The organism is Parafrankia discariae (genome assembly GCF_000373365.1).
GTDB lineage: Bacteria > Actinomycetota > Actinomycetes > Frankiales > Frankiaceae > Parafrankia > Parafrankia discariae.
On the sequence record NZ_KB891219.1, the window covers coordinates 165177 to 186746 of the forward strand.

General features: G+C 72.4%; 17 protein-coding genes. 2 read left to right on the forward strand and 15 right to left on the reverse strand.

The genetic code is table 11. The features are described 5' to 3' along the window. Positions 1–153: 153 nt before the first annotated feature. Together B056_RS0117805 and B056_RS0117810 are read right to left on the reverse strand one after the other, a co-directional pair. Complete coding sequence (locus B056_RS0117805; protein WP_026239817.1) at positions 154–1095, reverse strand: hypothetical protein; 942 nt, start codon at positions 1093–1095, stop codon at positions 154–156. A gap of 642 nt (positions 1096–1737) precedes the next feature. Then, a complete protein-coding gene (locus tag B056_RS0117810; protein WP_230203072.1) occupies positions 1738–2796 on the reverse strand; it encodes a class I SAM-dependent methyltransferase in 1059 nt (352 codons plus the stop codon). 773 nt (positions 2797–3569) lie between these two features. Here B056_RS0117810 and B056_RS40025 point away from each other — a divergent pair. Next, a complete protein-coding gene (locus B056_RS40025) occupies positions 3570–4769 on the forward strand; it encodes a glycoside hydrolase family protein (RefSeq protein WP_026239818.1) in 1200 nt (399 codons plus the stop codon). 35 nt (positions 4770–4804) lie between these two features. On the opposite strand, the gene B056_RS0117820 is transcribed toward B056_RS40025, so the two are convergent. Further along, the gene (locus B056_RS0117820; protein ID WP_018503223.1) at positions 4805–5578 is read right to left on the reverse strand and encodes a pirin family protein; all 774 of its coding nucleotides are present in this window, start codon (positions 5576–5578) and stop codon (positions 4805–4807) included. 201 nt (positions 5579–5779) lie between these two features. Between B056_RS0117820 and B056_RS0117825 the strand changes: the two genes are divergently transcribed. Beyond that, positions 5780–6196, forward strand: coding sequence for a MarR family winged helix-turn-helix transcriptional regulator (locus tag B056_RS0117825; RefSeq protein ID WP_051105664.1), 417 nt, complete (start codon positions 5780–5782; stop codon positions 6194–6196). A gap of 100 nt (positions 6197–6296) precedes the next feature. Here B056_RS0117825 and B056_RS0117830 read toward each other — a convergent pair whose 3' ends face one another. From B056_RS0117830 to B056_RS0117885, 12 genes are all read right to left on the reverse strand, one after another. Beyond that, positions 6297–7574, reverse strand: coding sequence for an FAD-dependent oxidoreductase (locus B056_RS0117830; protein WP_018503225.1), 1278 nt, complete (start codon positions 7572–7574; stop codon positions 6297–6299). Between the two features lie 48 nt (positions 7575–7622). Next, positions 7623–9602, reverse strand: a complete 1980-nt coding sequence (gene ftsH, locus B056_RS0117835) for an ATP-dependent zinc metalloprotease FtsH (RefSeq protein WP_026239819.1) — start codon at positions 9600–9602, stop codon at positions 7623–7625. 148 nt (positions 9603–9750) lie between these two features. Continuing rightward, positions 9751–10650, reverse strand: coding sequence for a KPN_02809 family neutral zinc metallopeptidase (gene ypfJ, locus B056_RS0117840; protein WP_018503228.1), 900 nt, complete (start codon positions 10648–10650; stop codon positions 9751–9753). 102 nt (positions 10651–10752) lie between these two features. Further along, the gene (locus B056_RS0117845) at positions 10753–11016 is read right to left on the reverse strand and encodes a DUF2277 domain-containing protein (RefSeq protein ID WP_018503229.1); all 264 of its coding nucleotides are present in this window, start codon (positions 11014–11016) and stop codon (positions 10753–10755) included. A gap of 137 nt (positions 11017–11153) precedes the next feature. Then, positions 11154–11987 carry a PhzF family phenazine biosynthesis protein gene (locus B056_RS0117850; RefSeq protein WP_026239820.1) on the reverse strand — a complete coding sequence of 278 codons (834 nt, stop codon included), beginning with the start codon at positions 11985–11987 and terminating at the stop codon, positions 11154–11156. 6 nt (positions 11988–11993) lie between these two features. Next, positions 11994–12857 (reverse strand): prephenate dehydratase, encoded by an 864-nt coding sequence (locus B056_RS0117855; RefSeq protein ID WP_018503231.1) that lies wholly within the window; start codon positions 12855–12857, stop codon positions 11994–11996. A gap of 192 nt (positions 12858–13049) precedes the next feature. Then, positions 13050–16979 carry an AAA family ATPase gene (locus tag B056_RS0117860; protein ID WP_018503232.1) on the reverse strand — a complete coding sequence of 1310 codons (3930 nt, stop codon included), beginning with the start codon at positions 16977–16979 and terminating at the stop codon, positions 13050–13052. Continuing rightward, positions 16979–18286 (reverse strand): metallophosphoesterase family protein, encoded by a 1308-nt coding sequence (locus B056_RS0117865; RefSeq protein WP_018503233.1) that lies wholly within the window; start codon positions 18284–18286, stop codon positions 16979–16981. Before B056_RS0117865 ends, B056_RS0117860 begins: the two co-directional genes overlap by 1 nt. 269 nt (positions 18287–18555) lie before the next feature. Then, the gene (locus B056_RS0117870) at positions 18556–18765 is read right to left on the reverse strand and encodes a hypothetical protein (RefSeq protein ID WP_018503234.1); all 210 of its coding nucleotides are present in this window, start codon (positions 18763–18765) and stop codon (positions 18556–18558) included. Positions 18766–18883: 118 nt separating this feature from the next. After that, positions 18884–19672 carry an SDR family oxidoreductase gene (locus B056_RS0117875; protein ID WP_018503235.1) on the reverse strand — a complete coding sequence of 263 codons (789 nt, stop codon included), beginning with the start codon at positions 19670–19672 and terminating at the stop codon, positions 18884–18886. Positions 19673–19808: 136 nt separating this feature from the next. Further along, positions 19809–20576 carry a FadR/GntR family transcriptional regulator gene (locus tag B056_RS37020; RefSeq protein WP_018503236.1) on the reverse strand — a complete coding sequence of 256 codons (768 nt, stop codon included), beginning with the start codon at positions 20574–20576 and terminating at the stop codon, positions 19809–19811. Positions 20577–20991: 415 nt separating this feature from the next. Then, positions 20992–21549, reverse strand: a complete 558-nt coding sequence (locus B056_RS0117885; protein ID WP_018503237.1) for a DUF4180 domain-containing protein — start codon at positions 21547–21549, stop codon at positions 20992–20994. Positions 21550–21570: the final 21 nt, after the last annotated feature.

The window sequence follows — 21570 nt, forward strand, 5'->3', positions numbered from 1 at the left end:
CATGTGGCGAAGTGTTCCCTGGGTCACTCCGCGGCTCGGTCGGCGACGTCCATGGAGCGCCCGTAGTGCTGGTCGTGAACCGTCGCCGTGGCCGTTACGGTCGCGGGCGGCCTGCGGGCGGCTGATCTCGCCGGCGTGATCCTCCCGGGCCGCTCAGGGCCCGCCGCGCTCCCGTACCTCTTCGAGGGCGGGGAACTGATCCCACCCGGGCGGGGCGGCGGGCGCGAGGGCGACAGCGGGCCCGCGGCGGCTCCGCTCCCGAAGCGACCGGCGCCGCAGCCCGCCGGCCAGGGGAGCGCCGGCCAGACCGGCCACAGCGAGGCCGACTGCCAGTGTGTTCATCCCGGTGAGCAACGCCTGCTCCGTACCGGAGCGTGGCGCGGCCATGCGTGGACCTGTTCCGCCGCCCGCGCCCCCGCCGCCGCCCGCGCTGTCGCCGTCCGCGCTGTCGCCGCCGGTCGAGGTGTCGTCAGGGCGAGCGTCGCCGGTTGATGAGCTGCCGGGCGGCACGCTGCCAGCCGGTGTTCCGTCGGTAGGTGCGCTGTCGGTCGGTGTTCCGTCGGCCGCGGTGCCTGGCCGGCCGGGGGCGCCGTCTGCTGAGCTGGTTCCGGCCACTTCGGAACCACTTTCAGCGCTGGTGCCGCCAGCTGTGTCCGTCCCGCTCCCCGCGCCGGTCCCCGCCGGTGAACCGGCGCCGCGCGACCCGTCGCCGCTGCCCGTCCCAGTGGGTGGCGCGGGTCGCGGCCGGGTCACCGGCGGATCAGGCGGAGCCTGCGCGGGCGCGGGGTTGCCGCGGGCCGCGGCCTGGTGGGAGAGCTCGGCGATCGTCTCCGCGGCCTCCTGGACTCGGCGGGTGCTCTCGGACTCCTCGTCGGAATCGAGATCAACATCGACGTCGATCTCGCCGAGTACGTCCTCCGACTCGGACCCGAACGCGACGAGGGCGACCCGACCCGGTGCGGTGGCCTCCCGGCCCGGCGGGCCCGCCTGCGCCGGGGCGGCCGGCACGAGAAGTGCCGCGGTGAGTACCGAGGGCAACGCCGCGATCAGCAGAATTCTCGGCCGCCAGGTCGACGTGCCCCGCACCGCGCGCATATTCAGTCCTTTCGGTTCCGCCAATCCGATTCTGGCGGTTTACCGCGGGTCAACGGCGGTTCGTCGGACGTCTCATTCACGACAACGTGGCACTTTGTCGTTATTCGTGACACTTCGCCCGGCTGGGGACTGCCGGACGGGGTGCCTGGTCGAGGGACACCACAGATGTCCAGGTACTGGCATCGGCCGGTGCGATGGGCACGTGGCGGCGGCCCCTGTGGGGCGGCCGTGAAGCAGTCTCCGGTGCCGAGTGCCGGCGGGCAACACCCCACGCCGAGCGGCGACCCCACGTCGAGCGGCGACCATGGGCTTCGAGAGTCGCTGAACGCCGACACGTAACACCGGAGAAAACAATTGATGGCCCCAGTCCCGTCGCCCGCCAAAATTGCAGGGCCGACGCCCGTCAACCAGTATGTTTCAATAGAACAGCGTTGTTGCGAGTTGCCTGAGCCAGTCCAGGTACTGCTGACACACCACGGATCAGCAGGCGCACCCCCGACGGGGTCGGGTTGTCGGGGCGGGGTGCGAGTCGTGTGAGTGAGCCCGGGTGCTGGTGACGCAACTTGCTTCGGGTGGGCGTGCCCCGGCCGGCGGGGAGACGCCATGGCCGGCGGGGAGACGCTGTGGCTGCCGGCTGATGCCCTAGTCGAGCGGGGGCACCCGGCAGTGCCACGTGAAGTACATGTACCCCGGGTTGATCCCGAGACGGTGCTCGGCCGCCCGGTCGGCGACGACCTTCAGGTCCTCGGCGATCACCGCGTCGAGCATTCCGGGGACGTCGAACTCCCGGGACCAGTCGGGCCAGAGGTTCTCGCCGGTCAGCGCGGCCTCGAGCATCGACGCGGTGCACAGCAGATCCGCCTCGAACCCGGCCTTGCGGAGCCGCTCGGTCAGATCGAACCCGAAGCGCCAGAAGACCGGAGTCCAGTCCATGTGGAACTCCGGTTCCGTCGGCGGCGCGGTCACCCCCTGGCCGACCGGGACCTGCAGGATGAGATGCCCGCCCGGGGCGATCACCCTGCGCAGCTCCGCCAGCGCACTGTCCGTGTCCGGAACGTGCTCGAGCACGTGCGAGCAGAGCATGACGTCCAGTGAGGCGTCCGGCAGGTCGATCGCCTGCAGATCGAGCCGGATGCTGCCGCGGTGCGCGCGCATGTCCAGATCGGACGTCCGGTAGAAGAACCAGCTGGACATCGCCGAGCGGTAGTCCTCGCCGAGGCGCGGACTGCACTCGATGACCCGGAGCGCGGGATTGAGGTCCACCGACCGGGACAGGCACCAGTGCATGAACCGGTCACGTCCGTTGGCACCGCAGGACGGGCACAGCGACATCTCCACATGGCCGGCGAGATCGAACTCCTCGCCATGCCACCGGCAGATGTTGCAGGTCACCGGTCCCTCGTCGTTGAGCGGCACCCACGGTGGGATCTCCGGGTCCGGCACCGGGCGACGCTCGCCGCCGAGGACCTCGGAACCGTCGAGGCCGGGGGTCCCGACCGCCGGGGCAGCCTCGTCCGTCAGTACCTCGCCGAGGTCCGCTGCCTCCGCCGGACGCAACGCGGCCCGCCCGGCCCGGCCGGCCACCCGGTAGGCCGCGCCGGCCGCGCGCCGCACGGCCGCCCGCGGGTCCTCCGGGAGTAGACCGTTCACGCGCCTGGCCACGAAGTCCGCCGGTCCCCGGCCGCCGCCGGCCCGGTACATGCCGGCCACCCCATGCTCCATGTCCGTGTGCCCCCTGTCGACGTTGCCGCTGCGTCCTCGCCCGGGCAGGTGACGGGCCCCCTCACCCCGCGAGGGGATGCCACGTCCCGCGCCGCCCGCCCCGAAATCCGCGTGCGCCCGGTCGAGACCCGGTGGCTCGATCGACGCCCGCCCACCCGTCGGCGCCTCCCTCGGCCTCCATCCGGTGTTCTCCCCGGTCGCTGCGGGTGAGGAACGCGGGGGAGACGCGGGGGTCGCGTGGACATGTGTTCCGGGCTGGCGGCAAGACACCCACATCATCGCTCTTCGGGTTGAGACCCCTCGAAACTGGTCGGCGTTCTGGCCCGAATGTGTCATCCGGGTAACCGGGATGGTCGCCGTCCGCACGCCGCCTCGGGGCTGTCCGCGGGTCGTCCGCCGTTTGGCTCGCCAGCTGTGTCCAGGCCGCCTGTCGCTCCTGCCCCGCGGTATCGCCACAGGTCCGTCCGTGGTCCGCTCGGACTGACAGCCTGGCGTGCCCACGTTCGCTGTGGCAGAGTGATCGCCGCTGCACCTTTTTGTCAGATTTTGCGGCGGTCCGTCGGGCGGTAACGGTCTGTCGGATGACAGCGGTCTGTCGGATGACAGCGGTCTGTCAGGTAGCGGCGATCCGTCGGGCGGCGGCGGTTCATCGGCGAGCCGAGGCTGCCAGCGGGCCGGATCTCCGGCACGGCGCCACCGACGGAACAGCGGTTCACGGAAGGGCATCAGGGGGGCAAGGCAAGGAGAGATCCATGCGCAGGGTCGGCGTGACCGTTTACGACGCCGGGGAACGGCGACGCACCGCGAACAGCGCGGCAACCGCGTTCGCGTTCGGGTCCGGGGTGCGGACACATCGGGCGGGTTCGGAAGCCGGCATGCCACAGGCGCCGATCATGCGGCGGACGCCGAGCATGCTCAGGCTGCTGTCGATGGCGTTGCTGGCGGTGGTGGCGCTCGTGGGCTGCGTGACTCCCGTCCATGGCGGAGGAGGTGGCCCCGCGCCGACGGCCAGTGCGGCTCCCGGCCCCGCCGCTCCGACGGGATCGCCATCCGCCGGCCCCAGCCCGGCTCCGGGCCCGAGCTCGGCTCCGAACCCCGGCCTCACCCCGGTTCCGACTCCCAGCTCGGCCCCGGTGACCACCCTGCCGGGGGCCACGCCAAGCGTCGCCGCGCCGGTGCCCACGACCCCCGGGTCGACCGACCCGCCTGTCGGGACGGTCGCGAAGGGCGCGAGCACCTGGTATTTCGACAAGATCGCACCGTCGATGACGGACGCCGGCGTCTCGTGGTTCTACACCTGGGGGGCCGCGCCGGAGCGGATCGCGGCCCCGGCGGGAGTCGAGTTCGTTCCGATGATCTGGGGGCCGGGCTCGGTCACCCCGCAGACCCTCGCGACGGTGAAGGCCAACGGCCACACGCTGCTCGGTTTCAACGAGCCTGACCTCCGCGGCCAGGCGGACATGCCGGTCCAGACCGCGCTCGATCTGTGGCCGCAGCTGCAGGCCACCGGAATGCGCCTGGGCAGCCCGGCGCCCGCTGCCGGCGCCGCGGACCCGAACAGTTGGTTCGGCCAGTTCATGGTCGGTGCGGCCCAACGGGGCTACAAGGTCGACTTCATCGCGCTGCACTGGTACGGCGGCGACTTCGACCCCACCCGGGCGACCAGTCAGCTCCGCTCCTACATCCAGGACGTGTACGACCGATACCACCTGCCGATCTGGCTGACCGAGTACAGCCTGATGAACTTCTCGACCTCCCCCGCGACGGTCCCGAGCCCCGAGGGCCAGGCGGCGTTCGTCACCGCCTCCACCGCGATGCTCGAGAGCCTCCCGTTCGTCGAGCGGTACGCGTGGTTCGCGTTTCCCGCCAATCCCGACAGCCGGACCGGCCTGTATGACGAGTCAGGCCGGCCGACCCCGGCTGGTGTCGCCTATCGAGCGGCCGGCCGCTGATCTCCGGTTGGCCGGCCGGCCGATGACACGCGGCGTCAGACGGACAGGCTGGCGTGCATCTCCCACACCATGACCTCGGCGGGCTCGTCGGCCGTGATCCGCTGACCGCCCACCGCGGTGAACCTGACAGCGTCGCCCTCGTGCAGCTGCCCCGCGCCTTCGAGCGTCACCTCTCCTCTCGCGACGAACAGGTGCAGGTAAGGCGCGTCGGGCAGCTCGACGCTCTGCCCGACGCCGAGCCTGGCGACGTGCAGCGCCGCGTGCCGGTTCTTGATCCGGATGGCGGCGGCGCCGTCGTGCCGTTCCATCCCGGACGCGACCGTGACAAGGCCACCCCGGAGCAACTCGTCGTCGATCTCGAGCTGTTCGTAGCCGGGGGCGATCCCGTTCTCGTCCGGCACAACCCACATCTGAACGAAGTGGACGGGTTCGTCGTGCGGCTCGCCGCCACCGCGCAGCCGCCACGAGTCGTTCTTCTCGGAGTGCAGGATGCCTCGGCCGGCGCTCATCCGCTGGGCCAGCCCGGGGTAGATCACACCCGAGTTGCCGGTCGAGTCCTGGTGGACGAGAGAGCCTCGCAGGACCCAGGTGACGATCTCCATGTCACGGTGCGGGTGGGTCTCGAAGCCCGTGCCTGCGCGCACGGTGTCGTCGTTGTTGACCAGAAGCAGTCCGTGATGGGTGTTGGACGGATCGTAGTGGTGGCCGAATGAGAAGGAGTGCTTGGAGTCAAGCCAGTCGATCTTTGTCTTGGGGCGCTCGTCCGCGCGGCGGATGTCGACCTTCGACCGCTGTGCCATGTCGGCCATGGTGGCCCCTTCCCGTCTCCATGACGCATCATTAAGGTGCATGACGTGTCAATCAGATCCCGGGGTGACGCATTCCCGACCCCGCTGCCCGAGGTCCCGCCGCCTGTCGCACCCTCGCCAACGGGTGCCGCGTCCTCGCCCGTGAGCGCCGCGCCCTGGCTGAATCAGCGGGAGCAGCGTGCCTGGCGGCATTACCTGCTCATGACCAGCCAGCTCACCGTGCGTATGAACCGTCAGCTCGCCGCCGAGGCGGGGATCTCGCTTGCCGACTACGACGTTCTTGTCCGGCTCACCGACACCCCCGAGGGGCGGCTGCGGGTGACCAAGCTGGCCAGGGAGCTGTCGTGGGAGCAGAGCAGGCTGTCCCACCACGTCGCCCGGATGCAGCGACGTGGCCTCGTGGCCCGGGAGGAGTGCGCCGACGACGGCCGTGGCGCCCTCGTCGTGCTTACGGAGCGTGGCCGAGCCATGATCGAACACGCGGCTCCCGCTCATGTCGCCTTCGTCCGTGAGCGTGTGTTCGACGTGCTCACGGAAGCCCAGGTCGACGCCCTCGACGCGATCGCCACCTCAGTACTGACGCGACTCGCCGCGGATGACCACCCCTCCGCCACCTGACCCTCCGCCACCACCGGACTGACCAGCTACACAGGGCCCCGGGCGTCCAGGCCGGCTCCCGCCGCCGTGCGAAGTGTGGCGACCGAGTGAGTCTGGGCTGTCACTCGACCGCCACGGTTCCGCGGCTGCGGGCCGGCCTCGGCTGCTGGCCGGGTGATTCGGGGCGGAGGCCGACACCGACCGCATGCGCGAGTGCGTGCTGGGCGGCCGGCAGCCGGGCGATGAGCCGGACCGGCAGGGGCGGCGTGACGGGCCTGCCGCCGGCCTCCAACGTCGGGCGCAGCAGTCCTCGTTGCACCGCCCGCTGCGCGAGCTGGGTGAGGACGGTCGGTGGTGTACGGCGCCGCTGCACCGCGGCCAGGTACCTGGCCGATGGCGCCGTTGCGGTGCCCTGGCCGGTGCGAAGGGGTGCACGCAGGATGCGTGCCGCCGCGACCGCGTCCTGGATCGCCAGATTGATGCCGACCCCGCCGACAGGCGACATCGCGTGGGCAGCGTCCCCGACGAGAAGTGCGCCGGGAGCGTGCCAGCGCCGCACCCGGTTGATCTGCACCGTGAGCAGACGGACGTCCTCCCAGCTCCTGATCCCGTCGACTCGGTCGGCGAGCTCAGGAGCAAGCGTCGCGACGTTCTGGCGAAGGCGGTCGAGCCCCTGCGCGCGGACGGCCTCGAACCCGTTTTTGCGGATCAGGTAGGCGGCCTGCCAGTAGCTGCCCCGGTCGATGCGGATCAGCATCCGTCCTGGGCCGACCAGGCCGCCGAGGCCATCCCCGTCACTCGCCCGGCGGGGGAGCCGGAACCACAGCACGTCCATCGGGGCGCCGAAACGCCGCAGCGGCAGGCCGAGCGACGCGCGGACGACGGATCCGCGGCCGTCGGCGCCGACCGTGAGTCGCGCCCGTACGATCCGGCGGCCCTGGGCGGTCCGGGCCTCGACGCCCACCACCCGATCGCCATCCCGGACAAGGCCGGTCACCTCATGCTCACGCAGCAGCGTGAAGGCTGGAAGGTCGGCGCCGGCCCGCGCGAGCATCTCCAGCAGATCCCACTGCGGGACGAAGTACACGTAGGGATGCCGCACCCGCAGCCGGGAGAAGTCGGCGATCTGGTAGGTCCCGTCGGCGAAGGTGAAACTCAGCTCGGTGACCCGGCGTCCGGGCAGGTCGCGCACGCGTTCGCCAAGGCCGATCGAGTCCAGCAGATCGAGCGTGGACGGGTGCACGGTGTCACCGCGGAAGTCGCGCAGGAAATCGGCGTGCTTCTCCAACACGCAGGTCCTGAGTCCATCCCGGGCGAGCAACAGACCGAGCATCATCCCGGCCGGGCCTGCGCCCACCACACACACGTCGAACACGGGGTCCGCGGCGTCAGGCGTCATACGGGTGCAGTACCCACCGCCGCGGGACCCGAGCGCGGGCCAGGAAGATCAGGTCTGCAGGGAGATCTGCGGCGGGATGCCGCCGTCCGGGCCTTCTCCCGATCCGGTTCCGTTCGGGCTGCGCGCGAAGCTCGCCACGGACGCGGCGGCGAGCTCTTCCACCACCGTGCCGTCGACGGTCTCCCGCTCCAGCAGACGCGCGGTCAGGGCGTCGAGCGCGCTCCGATGCATGCGCAACAGGTCGACGGCTCGCGCCTGAGCCTCCCGCAGCAGCCGGGCCACCTCGGCGTCGATCACCCGTTGCGTCTGCTCCGAGTAGGGACGGGCCGTCAGGTCGTCCCCGCCGAGGAAGTTGGGCCCGTCGGACGAGTAGCCCACCGGTCCGATCTCCTCCGACAGCCCGAACTCACGCACCATCCGGGTGGCGAGCTGGGTCGCGCCGGCCAGGTCGTTGGAGGCGCCGGTGGAACCGTGGCCGAACACCACCAGCTCGGCCGCCCGGCCGCCGAGCCGCACGGCCAGGCTGTCCATCAGGTAGGCCTCGGAGTAGAGGTGCCGCTCGGCCTCGGGGAGCTGCTGGGTGACGCCGAGCGCCATGCCCGCGGGGAGGATGGTCACCTTCGCCACCGGGTCGGCGTCGTCGCAGAGCGCCGCCACCAGAGCGTGGCCGGACTCGTGCACGGCGACGGACCGCTTCTCGTCCGGAAGCAGGGCGTTCGAGGCGTCGCGCCGTCCCAGGAGGATGCGGTCGCGCGCGGCGTCGAGGTCGGCGGCGCTCACCACCGAACGTCCGCCGCGGACGGCGTTGATCGCCGCCTCGTTGACGAGACTGGCCAGGTCCGCGCCGGAGAACCCGGGTGTGCCCCGGGCGATCCGGGTGAGGTCGGCATCGTCGGTGAGTGCCTTGCCGCGCGTGTGCACGGCGAGGATCTCGGCCCGTTCGGACTGGGTCGGCAGCGGCACCGTGACCTGACGGTCGAAACGGCCCGGACGCAGCAGCGCACGGTCAAGAGTCTCGGGCCGGTTCGTGGCGGCGAGGACGACCACGCCCGAGGTGGACTCGAACCCGTCCATCTCGGCGAGGAGCTGGTTCAGGGTCTGCTCGCGCTCGTCGTTGGATCCGCCGAACGCGCTGGAGCCGCGCCGGCCGCCGATGGCGTCGATCTCGTCGATGAAGATGATGGACGGTGCCCGCTTGCGGGCCTCGGCGAAGAGATCCCGCACCCGGGACGCGCCGACGCCGACGAACATCTCGACGAAGCCCGAGCCGGTGATCGAGAGGAACGGTACCTCGGCCTCGCCGGCGACGGCGCGCGCGAGCAGGGTCTTGCCGGTGCCGGGAGGGCCGACCATCAGCACCCCGCGCGGTCCGTGCGCGCCGACCTCGAGGTACTGGTCGGGATTGCGCAGGAAGTCGACGACCTCGCTGATCTCCTGCTTCGCGCCCTCGTAGCCCGCCACGTCGCTGAAGCGGGTCTCCGGTCGGTCCGCCTCGGTGATCTTCGCGCGGGAGCGGCCGAACATCCCGAGCGCGCCGCCACCGGAGAGCTGGCGCCGAGCCATGCGGCCGGACCAGACGAAGAAACCGATCAGGAGCAGCAGCGGCAGGAAACTCAGCACCACCGACCAGAACGACGTGCCCGTCCTGGTGGCGGTGATCTGCACCTTCTTGGCGGCGAGCTGACGTTCGAGCGCGGTCGTGTCGAGTGCGGTGGGGATCTGGGTGGTGAAGTCGGAGCCGTCGGTCAACTCGCCGTCGACGCCACCGCGGTCGTCGACGGTGACCGAGCGCACCCCGCCGCTGTCGACCCGACCGACGAAGTCGGAGTAGGTCAGCGAATCCGGCTGGGCGGCGAACAGGCTTGGACCGATCAGCAGCAGCACGGTGACGAGCAGCCCGAACGGGATGAGGAACCGGCGCCAGCCGGGCATCGGCGGCGGTGCGGGTTTCGGGGGAGTGTCCTTCGGCGGCCCGGATCTCGCCGGCGCGGAGGCGTGAATATGTCCGATGCTCACACGGGAGATCACGGTCTGCTCCTGGCGTCCGCGGATCGGTCCGGGTACCGGCTGCTGAGAGCCGGCGAATTGACGCCCATTCGCCCTTTCTACCAGCGTTTTCTGTCGCGATGTATCGGGCCGTGGCGGCCGTCCCGTGGCGGGGACGCGCCGTGCCGGCTCAGGCCGGGACGGTGCCGCACGCCGCCATCGAGGCGCCTCGGTATCCGTTCAGGAAGGCCTCGCGTCGCTGGTCCGCCGAGCCGTGGGTCCACGACTCCGGGTCGACGCGGCCACCCGCGGAGGCCTGGATCCGGTCGTCGCCCACGGCTTCGGCCGCCCGGAGCGCCTCGCCGAGTTCGGTTTCGTTGATCGTGACGTTGCCGGCGGAGTTCGCCAGCGTGCTCCACACCCCGGCGTAACAGTCGGCCTGCAGCTCGAGCTGCACCGACAGCGCGTTGCGTCGGGACGGGTCGGCGTCCTGCGCCTCGCGCAGCCGCTGCTCGGTCCCGGTGATCGTCTGGATGTGATGCCCGACCTCGTGCGCGACGATGTAGGCCTGCGCGTAACGGCCCTGTGCCCCGAACTCCCGCTGGAGCTGTTCGAGGAACCCGAGATCGATGAACACCCGTCGGTCGGGCGGGCAGTAGAAGGGCCCGACCTCCGCGGACGCCGTTCCGCATCCGGTCGAGACCGCGTCGGAGAAGTAGACCAGCCGCGGGTCGGGGTACTGCTGGCCGGCCTGGGCGAACTGCGCTGTCCAGACCTCGTTCACCTCGTTGAAGACCTTGAGGACGAAGCAGTCGTCGTACTGGTCCAGCGCGCCGTCGGTGTTGCAGCGGGTGGCGATGTCGCCGCCCGCCGTGCCCTGTCCGGTGCCCGGCTGCGCACCCCCCGATCCGTCGATGCCGGTTCCGTTCGCGCCCGACCCGTCGCCGCCGCCGAGCACGGCCACCACCAGGTAGATGAGCAGGCCGACCAGTCCGGCGCCCCCGCCGCCGATGACGGCGCCGCGGCCCAGGCCGCCGCCGCGCCTGTCCTCGAGCTGGGACGTGTCGACCGACGAATCGTCGAACCGCATGGCCTGCCTCTCGACGCGCCTCGTGGATACCGTCCGGGAGCAGACGTCATATGGGATATGTCCACGATGTGGCAAGGGCGAACATCGGGACGGCCTACGGGTTCAGCGCTCGAGGCGGGCCCGTACCTCCGGCCGGCGCAGCGGTGGCAGGGCCGCGGGCGGCTGGCGGCGTGCGGGCAGCTCCCCGAGCAGACGGTGGACGCTCGCGGACACCTCGGCCACCGCCGCCTCGAAGGCCTCGGCTGCGGCGGGCGGCGGCTGGCGAACGCCGCTCACCTTCCGGACGAACTGCCGAGCGGCCGCCTCGATCTCCTCGTCGGTCGCCGGGGGCTCGAGTCCGCGCAGTTCAGTGATACTGCGACACATGACTCCACGGTAGGTCCCGTCCGGTGCCGTCCCGGCGACGTGTCCCGGGCTCGCGTGCCCGGGGCACGCGGGTCCGGAACAGGCGTGACCGCGGCCTGTGCGCGGGTGTCTCCGGTGCAGGGCGGGGGTGGTGCCTGTCAGGGGAGGTCCACTGTCCCCGAGATACAGGTGACGGTGTCGCCACCGACCCACACCGACCCGTCCGGATCGCGGGAGAGGCGGACCCGGCCCTCCCGCCCGAGCCGCGTCCCCTGGCTGACGACGTACGCGCCGTCCGTTTCGCCGAGGTCGAACAGCCAGGTGGCGAGGGAGGCGTTGAGGCTGCCGGTAACCGGATCCTCGACGGTGGGGATCTGGGGGATGAAGGCACGGACCTCGAACGCGGCCGGCCCGCCGGGCGGGTGCGGCCCGACCACCCCGACGGCCAGGTCGACGGCGCCCGGACGGATCGCGAGCACGGCCGCGGCGGAGCCGAGCAGCACACCGACCCAGCCCGGGCCGTTGTCCACCCACTGCGCGGCGAGGATGTCCCCCGGATCGACGCGGAGCACCTCGGCGAGGTGCCGCACGAGCTCGGCCCCGGCGGGCTCGTAGCGCAGCAGCGGCGGTCCCGAGAAGGCCAGTCCCGAGGTGCCGTCACGGCGGATGGCGATCAGCCCCGCGTCGCACTCCTGCACGATCCGGTTGAGGTCGCGCGGTGGGTGGCCGGAGGTGAGCCAGGCGTGGCACGTCCCCAGGGTGGGATGACCCGCGAACGGCAGCTCCGCTGTCGGCGTGAAGATGCGCACCCGGTAGTCGGCCCCGGGTGTCGTCGGAGCCTGGACGAACGTCGTCTCGGAAAGGTTCGTCCAGGCGGCGAAACGGCGCATCGCCGCGGTCGTCAGCCCTTCGGCGTCGAGGACGACCGCGACGGGATTACCCAGGCAACGCACGGACGTGAAGACATCCACCTGTTGAAAGGCTCGTTGCATGACCGGTTACGAGCTCAGCCGCAGGGGGTCGAAGCGTTCGCGATACCGACTGGCACGGTAGACCCCGAGAATGCGGTAGTCGGCGAAGAACCCGAGTTCGGCGAAGGCGCGTTCCACCGCGGGATCCTCCGGGCTGCCCTCGATGTCGGCGAGGAACTGCGTCGCCACGAACTCACCGCTGATCATGCAGCTTTCGAGCTTCGTCATGTTGATGCCGTTCGTGGCGAAACCGCCGAGCGCCTTGTACAGGGCGGCGGGCATGTTGCGCACCTTGAACACGAAGGTGGTCACGATCGGCCCGACACCGGCCGCGGCCCGCAGGCGCTCGTTCGACAGGATGAGGAACCGGGTCGTGTTGTGATCCTCGTCCTCGAGGTCGGGCCGGAGCACCCGCAGGCCGTACTCCTCGGCTGCCAGCCGCGAGGCGACGGCCGCCTTCGTCACATCACCCCACTCGGCGACCTCGCGGGCGCTGCCCGCGGTGTCCGCGGCCGGTACGGCGGTGAGGCCGAGCCCGCGGATCGCGTTGCGGCACTGGGCCAGGGCCTGCGGATGGCTGTGCACGGTCTTCAGATCATCCATGGTCGCCCGCGGGAGCCCGAGGAGCTGATGACGTATGGGCAGGAAGAACTCGCCGATAATGTGTACGGACGAGTTCGGCAGCAGATGGTGGATGTCGGCGACCCGGCCCGCGGTCGAGTTCTCCACCGGGATCATCGCCAGGCCGACCGCGCCGTCCTCCAGCGCGGTGAAGCACTCCTCGAAGGTCTGGAAGGGCACCGCCTCGAAGTCGGGGTAGACGTCGCGGCAGGCGATGTGGGAGTTGGCCCCCGGCTCGCCCTGATATGCGATCTTCTGGCTCCCGGTCATCGCGGGTTCCTGCCTCCGGTCTGTGGTTCCGCTGCAAAGCCGTCGCGCGGGCGGTCCCGCCGGACCCGCCGTGGCTGGCCGGCCGGCTCACGGCCTGGAAGTCCGACCGCCGCATCCGACGGTACCGGCCCGCCACCCCGCCGCCCGCCGCCGCCGGGTCTTCTGGTGCCGGTCCGGGTGTCCGGGCGGGGATCAGGCGGAGTGCGCCTGGGCGAACGCGTCGAGGATCTCCCGGGGGATGCGGCCGCGGTCGCCGACCTCGAATCCGTTCTGGCGGGCCCAGACACGGATCCTCCCGGCGTCCCGGCCGGCGGCCCCGTTCCCGCCCCCGCTCGCGGCCGTCGTGGTGGGGGTCGGGGCGCCGCCGGGCTCACCGGCGGCCCCGGGGTCGGGTGGGACCACCTGCGTGGCCAGTGTCCGGATCTGCTCCGCGTCCCTGGTGGACGTGAGCACGTTCGCCCCCGGCAGGTAGCTGATCGTGATCGGCTCGTCGTCGTCGTCGTCAGGCGTGGCGTCGTTGTCGTCGACCAGCCCGGGGCTGTCGGCGGGCGGCCGCGCACACACCGCTCGGGCCAGGTCGGTGAGATGCGCGTGATGCGTCAGCAGAATGATCTGCCAGCGTCCGGCGATCTCGGCCAGCACCCGGAGCGCCGCCTCGGCCCGCGTGTCGTCGAACGTCATCAGGACGTCGTCGAGCACGACCGGCAGCGTCGGCTCGCCGCGGCCGATCCGCTCCCGCTGGAGCTGGTCGATCGCGGCCAGGCGCAGGGCCAGGAACACCTGGTCGGCCGTGCCCTCCGAGAGCTCGCCCGGGCCGAGCTCGTCCTCGTCGGCGCGGATGACCCGCAGCGTCCGGGCACCGTCGCCGCGATCGATGGCCCGCAGGGCGACGTAGCGGCCCTCGGTGAGCCGTTCGAGCAGGCGTCCCGCGTCCGCGAGCAGCGGGGACGCGTGACGACGCTCATAGGACTCCAGCTCGCGACCGAGCGTCTCGTACTGAATGCGCGCGATGACGTAGCGCTCCGCTGTCTCCGCCACGAGCGCCAGCGACTCCTGGGCACGGGCGTGCAGCTCGCCGGTCGCCGCGCCGCTCTCAAGATCGCGCAGATGTCGCTCGACCGTCCCGACGGCCGTCCAGGCCGCTGTCTGAGCGGCCGTGCGGCGCTCGTGCTCGTCGCGGGCGGCGGCGAGGTCGGCGGCGAGGTCCTCGTCGGTGCTCGCGGCCAACGCGTCGACAGCGGTCTCGAGGTCGTCGTCGGGCGCCGCGGCACGCAGCAGGCCCTCGGTGGCGGTCATCGCCGCCGTGATCCCGGCGAGGTCCCGGCCACGGTCCGCGGCGCCGGACAGCTCCTCCCCGGGTGCGAGGACGACCTGCGCGCGCAGGTCGTCCAGGCGGCCAGTGGCGCTGTCCCGAAGCAGCGTCGCGGCGGTGACCCGGGTGTTCAGCGTGGCGACCGCCTGGTCGATCTCCGTGCGACGGGTACGGCTCTCGATGCTCGCCCGGTGCCGTGCGCTGAGCTGATCGAGCAGATCGGCCAGCTCGCCGGCCTCGTGGGCCTCGTCGGGCGGGCCGGCCTCGTCGGGCGGGCCGGAGTGCTCGCCACGCGAGCGGCACAGGAGGCCGTGTCGGGCCGCGAGCTCGTGGACCTCCGTGGCGAACGCGCGATGGCGGCCGGCGGCGCGCTCGGCGTCCCGCGCCGCCCGGTCGGCCTGCTCGTGCAGGGCCGCGGCCCGGGCGAGCACGCCACGCCGTTCGGTCCAGCCCCGCGGGTCGGTGACCGACGCCAGCCCGGCCGCCCGGACGAGGACGTCCCAGTCGGCCTCGGCGCCGAGCAGCTCCTCCCGCCGCTTGTCCCGTTCGCGTTCGGCCTCCTCGACGGCCCGCCCGAAGTGGGTGGCGTCGGCCCGGCGGACCTGGGCGAGGTCGTCGTCCGCGAGGACGGTCTGGGCGCAGGTGAGGAGGCTGTCGAGGTCGGCGTCCACCCGGGCGAGGCCGATCTCGGCGAGTGCCTGGGCGAGCGCGGTCCGCTGGGCGCCGGCCTGCTCACCCAGCCGGGCGATGCGGATCTCGGCGGCGAGCAGCTCCGCGTGCGCCCGGTGCGCCTCGTCAACGGCCCGCTGGACGTCGTCGGCGTCCGCCCGCGAGGGTACGGCCAGACCCGGCTCGCGCCACTGGCCCTCCCACGCCGCGCGGGCTCGGTCGGCTTCCTCCGTGGCGGTCGCGGTGGCCGCGAGCGCCACGGAGGCCCGTTCCCGCGCGAGGTCGGCGTCCCGGTGCAGCTGGGCTCGCCGGGCGGCCAGGTCGGCATGGCGGATGAGCTGATCCGCGACCTCGTCGGCGCGGGCGATTCCGGCGGCGATGACCGGCAGCAGCTCGCGAGCCCGCTGTGGGGTGAGCCCACCGCCGGCCGGGGCCAGGACCGGGGCCGGGGTCGCCGGCGGCTGGCTGCCGGCCGCGTCGACCAGCAGGTTCCAGAGCTCCTCGCGGGTCGCGCGGGCCCGGTCCAACGTGGCCTGGTCCGGGAGGTCACGGCCGTCGGCGTCAGCGACCCGGCTCTGCGCGAGCTCGAGGTCCCGGGTGGCGTCGACGAGTTCCTCCTCGCGCCGGGCGAGTGCCACCTCCGCGGTGTCGAGCCGGTCGCGCGCCAGCCGGATCTCGTCGCGCCCGGGCATCGCGGGTGGGGGTCCGTCCGGGTCGCGGGCACCGGCCCGGCGCATCGCCTCCCGGCGGTCGCGGACCGCGCGGGCCACCTCGTCGACGGCTGCCCTGGTCAGCGCGGTCGCCGACCCGTCGCCGGCTATCGCGGTGAGCACCGCCTTCAACTGGCTGACGGACGCCGGGTCGTGGCCCGGGGACTGGTCGGCGCCGTCGCGGCGCAGGCGGGCGGTGGCGAGCGCGTCCTCGGCGCGGCGCAGCTCGTCGGTCAACTCCCCGGCGGTCACGGCGAGCGCGTCGAGCTGGGCGGAGATGTCCCGTGGCACGTGCAGGTCGGCCAGGAGCTCGGCGGCGGTGCGTGGGTCGTCCGGGCCGGCCAGGTCGAGCAGGAGCAGACGGGCGGAGTCCGCGTGGCGTCCGGCCTCACTCTCGAGCGCGCGGGCCTCGGTACCGTCGCCGAGCCGTGCCACGCGGGACTGCTCCAGGCGGGTGATCATCTCGCCGTCGGCGAGCCCGGACTCGTCGGTCGTCAGCGCCTCCCGCGCGGCCCGGCGGTCGAGCAGGTCGGCGGTCAGCCGGTCGAGGTCGGCCTCGGCCGCCGCGGCCTCCCGCACGCTGGCGTCGAACAGCGCCGTCTGCTCGGCGGTGAGGGCCACGCCCGCGGCGAGCAGCGTGGCGTGGCGTTCCCGGAGCCTGATCAGTTCCCGGGCGTGCGGGGCGGCGCGCGCCCACCGCTCCAGGCGGGACCGGCGGTCGGCGGCGGCCCGGGTGGCCGCCGCGGCCGTCTGCGCGTCCCGGCGGCGCAGTGCCTGCTCCCGGCGGGCGTCCTCGACATGGGCCGCGCGGGTCATGGCGGACGCCGCCTGCGCGGCCAGCCGCTCGTAGTCCGCCAGCGCGGTGCGGACCTGGACGTTCTTGTTGTTGCGGTGGGCCTTGTAAAGGGAGTCCATCTCCGCGGCGAGTGTGTCGAGCAGGCCGCGGACCGCCCGCCCACTGCGCGCGGTGAAGACGAGCTCCGCCAGATCGCCGGTGCCCTCGAAGACGCTCGCGCCGCCCGCCCGCAACTCGGTGTGGGACAGCCCGAACGCCTGCCGCCAGCGCCGGCGGGCGTCGGCCCCGCCGGAACCCCACGGGGGGAGGAAGACCGCGCCGTCATCCACGGTCTGCAGACCGCTGTTGCGACGCCTCACCTCGACCCTCACCGGCGGCGTCGCCCCGGCCGAAGCGGCCCCGGCCGAAGGCGCCGCGGGCAGTTCGAGGTCGGCCGTCAGGCTCAGTGCGCCCTGGCCGAACTGGAAACTCCGCCGGGTGCCACGGAAGGTCCAGAGCAGGTCCGACAGAGCGTCGAGCATCGTCGACTTGCCGGCCTCGTTCGCGCCGACGACCAGTGTCAGCCCACGGCCGAACTCGACCCGGCGGTCCTCGAAGGCACCGTAACGGTCCAGGCCGAGCGCGCGGACCCGCATCAGGTGTCGTCCCCGGAGAGGCGTGCGAGCAGGCCGTCCCCGGCACGCCGGGCCAGGTCGGCGAGCGTGCGGGGATCGCCCAGGTCGAGCAGGTCGGCTCCGCGCAGCAGCCGCCCGACCTCACGGTCCAGCGGGCCGATCCAGCGCGCGAGGTCCCCCGGGCGGGCGCCCAGATCGTCGCAGGCCGCGCGTACGGCGGAGAGCAGCTCGGGGTCGACGGCCCCGGCCGGCCGCGGGTCGCTCACCCGATTGACGATCTTCTCCAGGCAGACCTGCAGGCCGTCGGCGACCGTACGGAGCTCCTCCCGCAACCGTTCGGCGTCGGCGAGACCCGCGGCGGCCCGCGACACGCCGGTGAGCACGGTGCGGGCGACGACCGGGCGGTCGCCCGCGGAGTCCCGCGCCGTCCGCAGCTCGGTCGTGACCCGGCCCAGGATGTCGTCGAGGGTGTCGGCACCGGTGGCGTCCACGGTGAGGACGGCCCAGCGGGCCACGTCGCAGGGGACGTGCTCGATCCGGGTGGGGCCGTCCTGGGAGACCTCGACCACGAGCGCGCCCTTCGGCCCGCTCTCCCGGGGGGTGCGGCCCTGGAGGTTGCCGCTGAACGCCGCGACCTGGTGGCCCCCGGGCCGGTCCCCCCGGGTGGCCGCGCCGCCGGAAGGCACGCCGTCGGAAAGCACGCCGTCGGGCGGCGGGCCGCCGTGCACGACGCGATGTGAGTGGACGTGGCCGAGAGCGAAGTAGTCGTAGCCCGTGCGGGCCAGGTCGTCCGCCGAGCATGGAGCGTAGTTGGCATGGCCCTCGGCGCCGTCGGCGGCGGTGTGCAGCAGGCCGACGTTCACCAGCCCGGCCACGGCGTCCGGATAGCGCTGGACGAGATTGTCGTGGACGGCGGCGGTCGCGTAGCTCTGCCCGTGCACGGCCAGCCCGAGGTCGTCGGCGACGTGCGTGCCCGGCTGGTCGGAGGCGAACACCCGGACGTTGGGCGGCAGCGTCAACGACCGGGTGATCTCGCTCTCCGCGTCGTGGTTGCCGGAGATCATGTAGACGGGGATGCCGGCGTCGCGCAGGCGGCCCATCTGCTCGACGAAGAAACGGCCGGTCGCGTAGTCCCGCCAGGTTCCGTCGTAGACGTCCCCGGCGAGCAGGAGCGCGTCGGCGGCCCGGTCGACGCTGAGATCGACGAGGTTCGCCAGAGCCCGCCGGGTCGCCTGCCGCAGCAGGTGGGCCAGGTCGCCGTCACCCAGCCGGGTCAGCCCTCGCAGCGGGCTGTCGAGATGGATGTCCGCGGCGTGGACGAGGCGCATCTTCCCCCAGGCATCGGGCCGCCACAGGCCGGGGAGGGCGTGTGGTTCCGGGCGGTCGGCGCGTCCCGCGGGCGGTCGCCGGGAGACGCGGACGGCCCGTCGGAACAAGGGGGCGGGCCGAACGACCAGAACCTAGTACCGCAATCGGACATCTCGAACTGTCCACGCCGGAGGATCCGATGACCTCGCCAAGTTTCTGGTGTGTTGTCCCTGTTTTTTCGGAGTGTTGTCCTGGTGGGGTGTGGGTCGGAGCCGTGGGTTCGGGCGGTTCAGCGCCCGGACTTGGAGTGGGAGCCGGAGCGCGATCCGCCCCCGGAGCGGCGGGCCCGCGAGCGGGTGCCGACGTCCACCTGCCGGGCCGGGCCGGCGCCGGCGGCGACGTTCTCCAGGTCGGCGCTGATGCTGCTGTTGATGAGCCCGACCGTCCGGTCGCGGTCGCCGTCGTCGAGACCTTCGAGCAGGCTGTTTATCAGGGTCACGGTGTTCCTCCACGCTGCGGGTCGACCTCGGGGTTCACTCGTCTGCTGCCCGGGTCGAGCGTGTTAAAGCGTGCGATCGCCGCTTTTTCCCGGCGACGGGGATTCCTGGTGCCGGCAATCAGGGCGCCGGCGAGAGGCCGCCGTCGAGGTTGATGCCGACGCCGGTCAGGTAGCCGGAGCGGGGGGAGAGCAGGAAGGCCGCGAGGTCGGCGAAGTCCTGAGCCCGGCCCACCCGTCCGAGGGGGATGCCGGCGCCCCGGCCCAGCTCGGCGTACAGCTCGTCCACGCCGATGCCGCGCTCGGCGGCCTGGCGGTCCCACTGGCCGCTCTCCAGCAGGCCGATCAGCACCGCGTTCACCCGGATTCCGTCCGGGCCGAGTTCCTTGGACAGCGCCTTGGTCAGGGCCAGCCCGGCCGCGCGGGAGACCGAGGTGGGGGTCGTCCCGGCGCCGGGGGTCTTCGCGGCGATGGCCAGCGTGTTGATCACGGACCCGCCCCCCGCCGCGCGCAGGTGCGGCAGCGCCAACCGGGTCAGCCGGACGGTGCTGTGCACCTTGAGCTGCAGGTCGGCGTCCCAGACCTCGTCGGTGTGCGAGGCGAACGGCCCGGCGGCGCTGCGCCCGGCGTTGTTCACCAGGCCGTCGATCCGCCCCCAGCGGCCGACGGCCTGCTCGACGAACCGCTCCAGATCGGCCGGGCGGGTGACGTCCGCGGGCACGGGCAGCAGCTCGGCACCGGCCGCGGCGGACGATGCCACCTCGGCGGCGAGGCGGTTGAGGCGGTCCGCGTCGCGGGCGCAGAACGCGACACGCGCCCCCTCGACGGCGAGAGCGCGCACCAGCGCGGCACCGAGACCGTCCGAGCCGCCGGTGATCAGGACGACCTTGCCCGCCAGTTCGAGATCCACGCCGTCTCCTCCGTCGCCCGCGGCCCGTCCAGCCTGGCGCGCGCCTGATCCGCCACTGCCCGCAACCCTATGCGGCCCCGCGACCGACGTTCCGCGGGCTCCGCGGGCCTCGACGGGGCGTTCCTCGATTTCGTACTCAGCGGGCCTCGGTGATCGGGGTCTCCCCAGCCGGAACGGCCGGAGCATCGAAAGTCGTGGCCTCCACCGCGCCGGGAACAAGAACGCGCAGCTCGGCTATGTGGGCTCGCATCAGAACGCCGGCCTGTTCCGCGTCGCCGTGTTCGATGGCCGCGTAGATCTCATGATGCTGCCGGGCGGAGTTTTCCCAGAACGCGGCGTTGACGCCCGAGCGCTGGAAGCGGGTCCGCAGAACACTGAAGACCGGTGTCGCCACCAGATTCAGCAGGGGATTGCCGCAGGCGGCCAGGATTGCGGCATGGAATCCGTTGTCGCCCTCGTACCGTTCGACCGGATCGTCGATCCGCTCGGCGGTCGTCGTCGCCTTCCGGATCGTCTCGAGCTGGGCGGGTGTCCGCCGGACGGCGGCCAGCCGGGCGGCCGGGACCTCGAACAGGTCGCAGGCCTCGAGCAGCTGTTCCACGCTGACCAGGTCGGCGCCCGAGAGCAGACCGAGGCCGGTCTCAAGGAAATCGCCCATCAGACCGGTGTCCGGCGCCGCGACGAAGGTGCCGCCGTGGACCCCCCGCCGCGTCTCGACCAGGTGCTGGGACGACAGCAGCCGCAGCGCCTCGCGGACCGTGCTCCGGCTGACGCCGAACATCGTCGACAGCTCGGCCTCGACGGGCAGGCGCTGACCGGCGGTCAGATCACCGCGCACGATCAGTTCCTGTAGCTGCACCGCAACCTGGACGTAGGCGGGGCGCACCCGCTCCACGCTGAGCATCCCAGTCCACCCGTCTCGCGGCCGCCACAGCGGATGTCGAAGCAACGACCGTCTCGAGGAACAGCCGCGAGAAGTCGCCAGTCAGCGAGGTCACTATACATCGGACGATTTAGGTGGTGTAGTCGGAAGAGGAGTCTGTCGGGGCCCGTCCGATCAGAGGTTGTCTTGTGTGACATCTGCCGGGGAGTGCGCCGAGAAAGCGGCGTCGTATCTGCCATGAAGGCGACCGCTTCTTTCGGGAGGGTGCCCGGCGCGAACCCGGGTGCCTGAATCGCTCCCAGCTCGTCGTTTGGTATCCCGCTCGTCCTGTCGGGATGAGATCTGGCCGTGATCGGCTCCAAAAGGGCGAGCGGGATACGAAATGGTGAGCAAAACCCTGGGTGGGCGCGTCGCCGACGAACGTCGATCAGGTTGATCAGGAGGTTCTTCTGTCGGGCGGGGCGAGCCGGGAACGGACGGCGTCCAGGTCGGGGAGGAACCAGGCGTGCGTCCTCCGGTTGGACTCGCGCACCAGGTCCCGTAGCGCGCCGCTGCCCGCGGTGTACGCCGAGATGTCACCCACGACAGCCAGCCCGATCCGGTAGTTGACGAACTTCTGCAGGACCTGCCCGGCGAGGCCGCCGCGTAGGTCGAAGAAATCCGGAGCGAGCCGCGTGACCGGGACCACCGCCCAGGTGGCTCCGAGATGGAGCGCTGTTCCGATGACGTCCAGCGCGTCCTGTTCGGAACGCACCACCGGGCCGCCCGGGGAGCAGACGAGGACGGGTGTGTCGCCCAGGTGCTCGATCCCGTCGGGCTCAGGCTCGCCCGGGGCGATCTCCGCGGGACCGGTCCCGGCCCCGGCGGGCGGCACCGCCCCGAGGGTGATCTCCTCGGGCGCGACCGCGGCGGTGGTCGGCCGGGCGCCCGTGGGCATGATGCCGTTCTCCTTCATCGACTTCTCCATCTCCGGACCGATCTCCGTCGTCGCCACCCCTATACCTCCCTATCATGC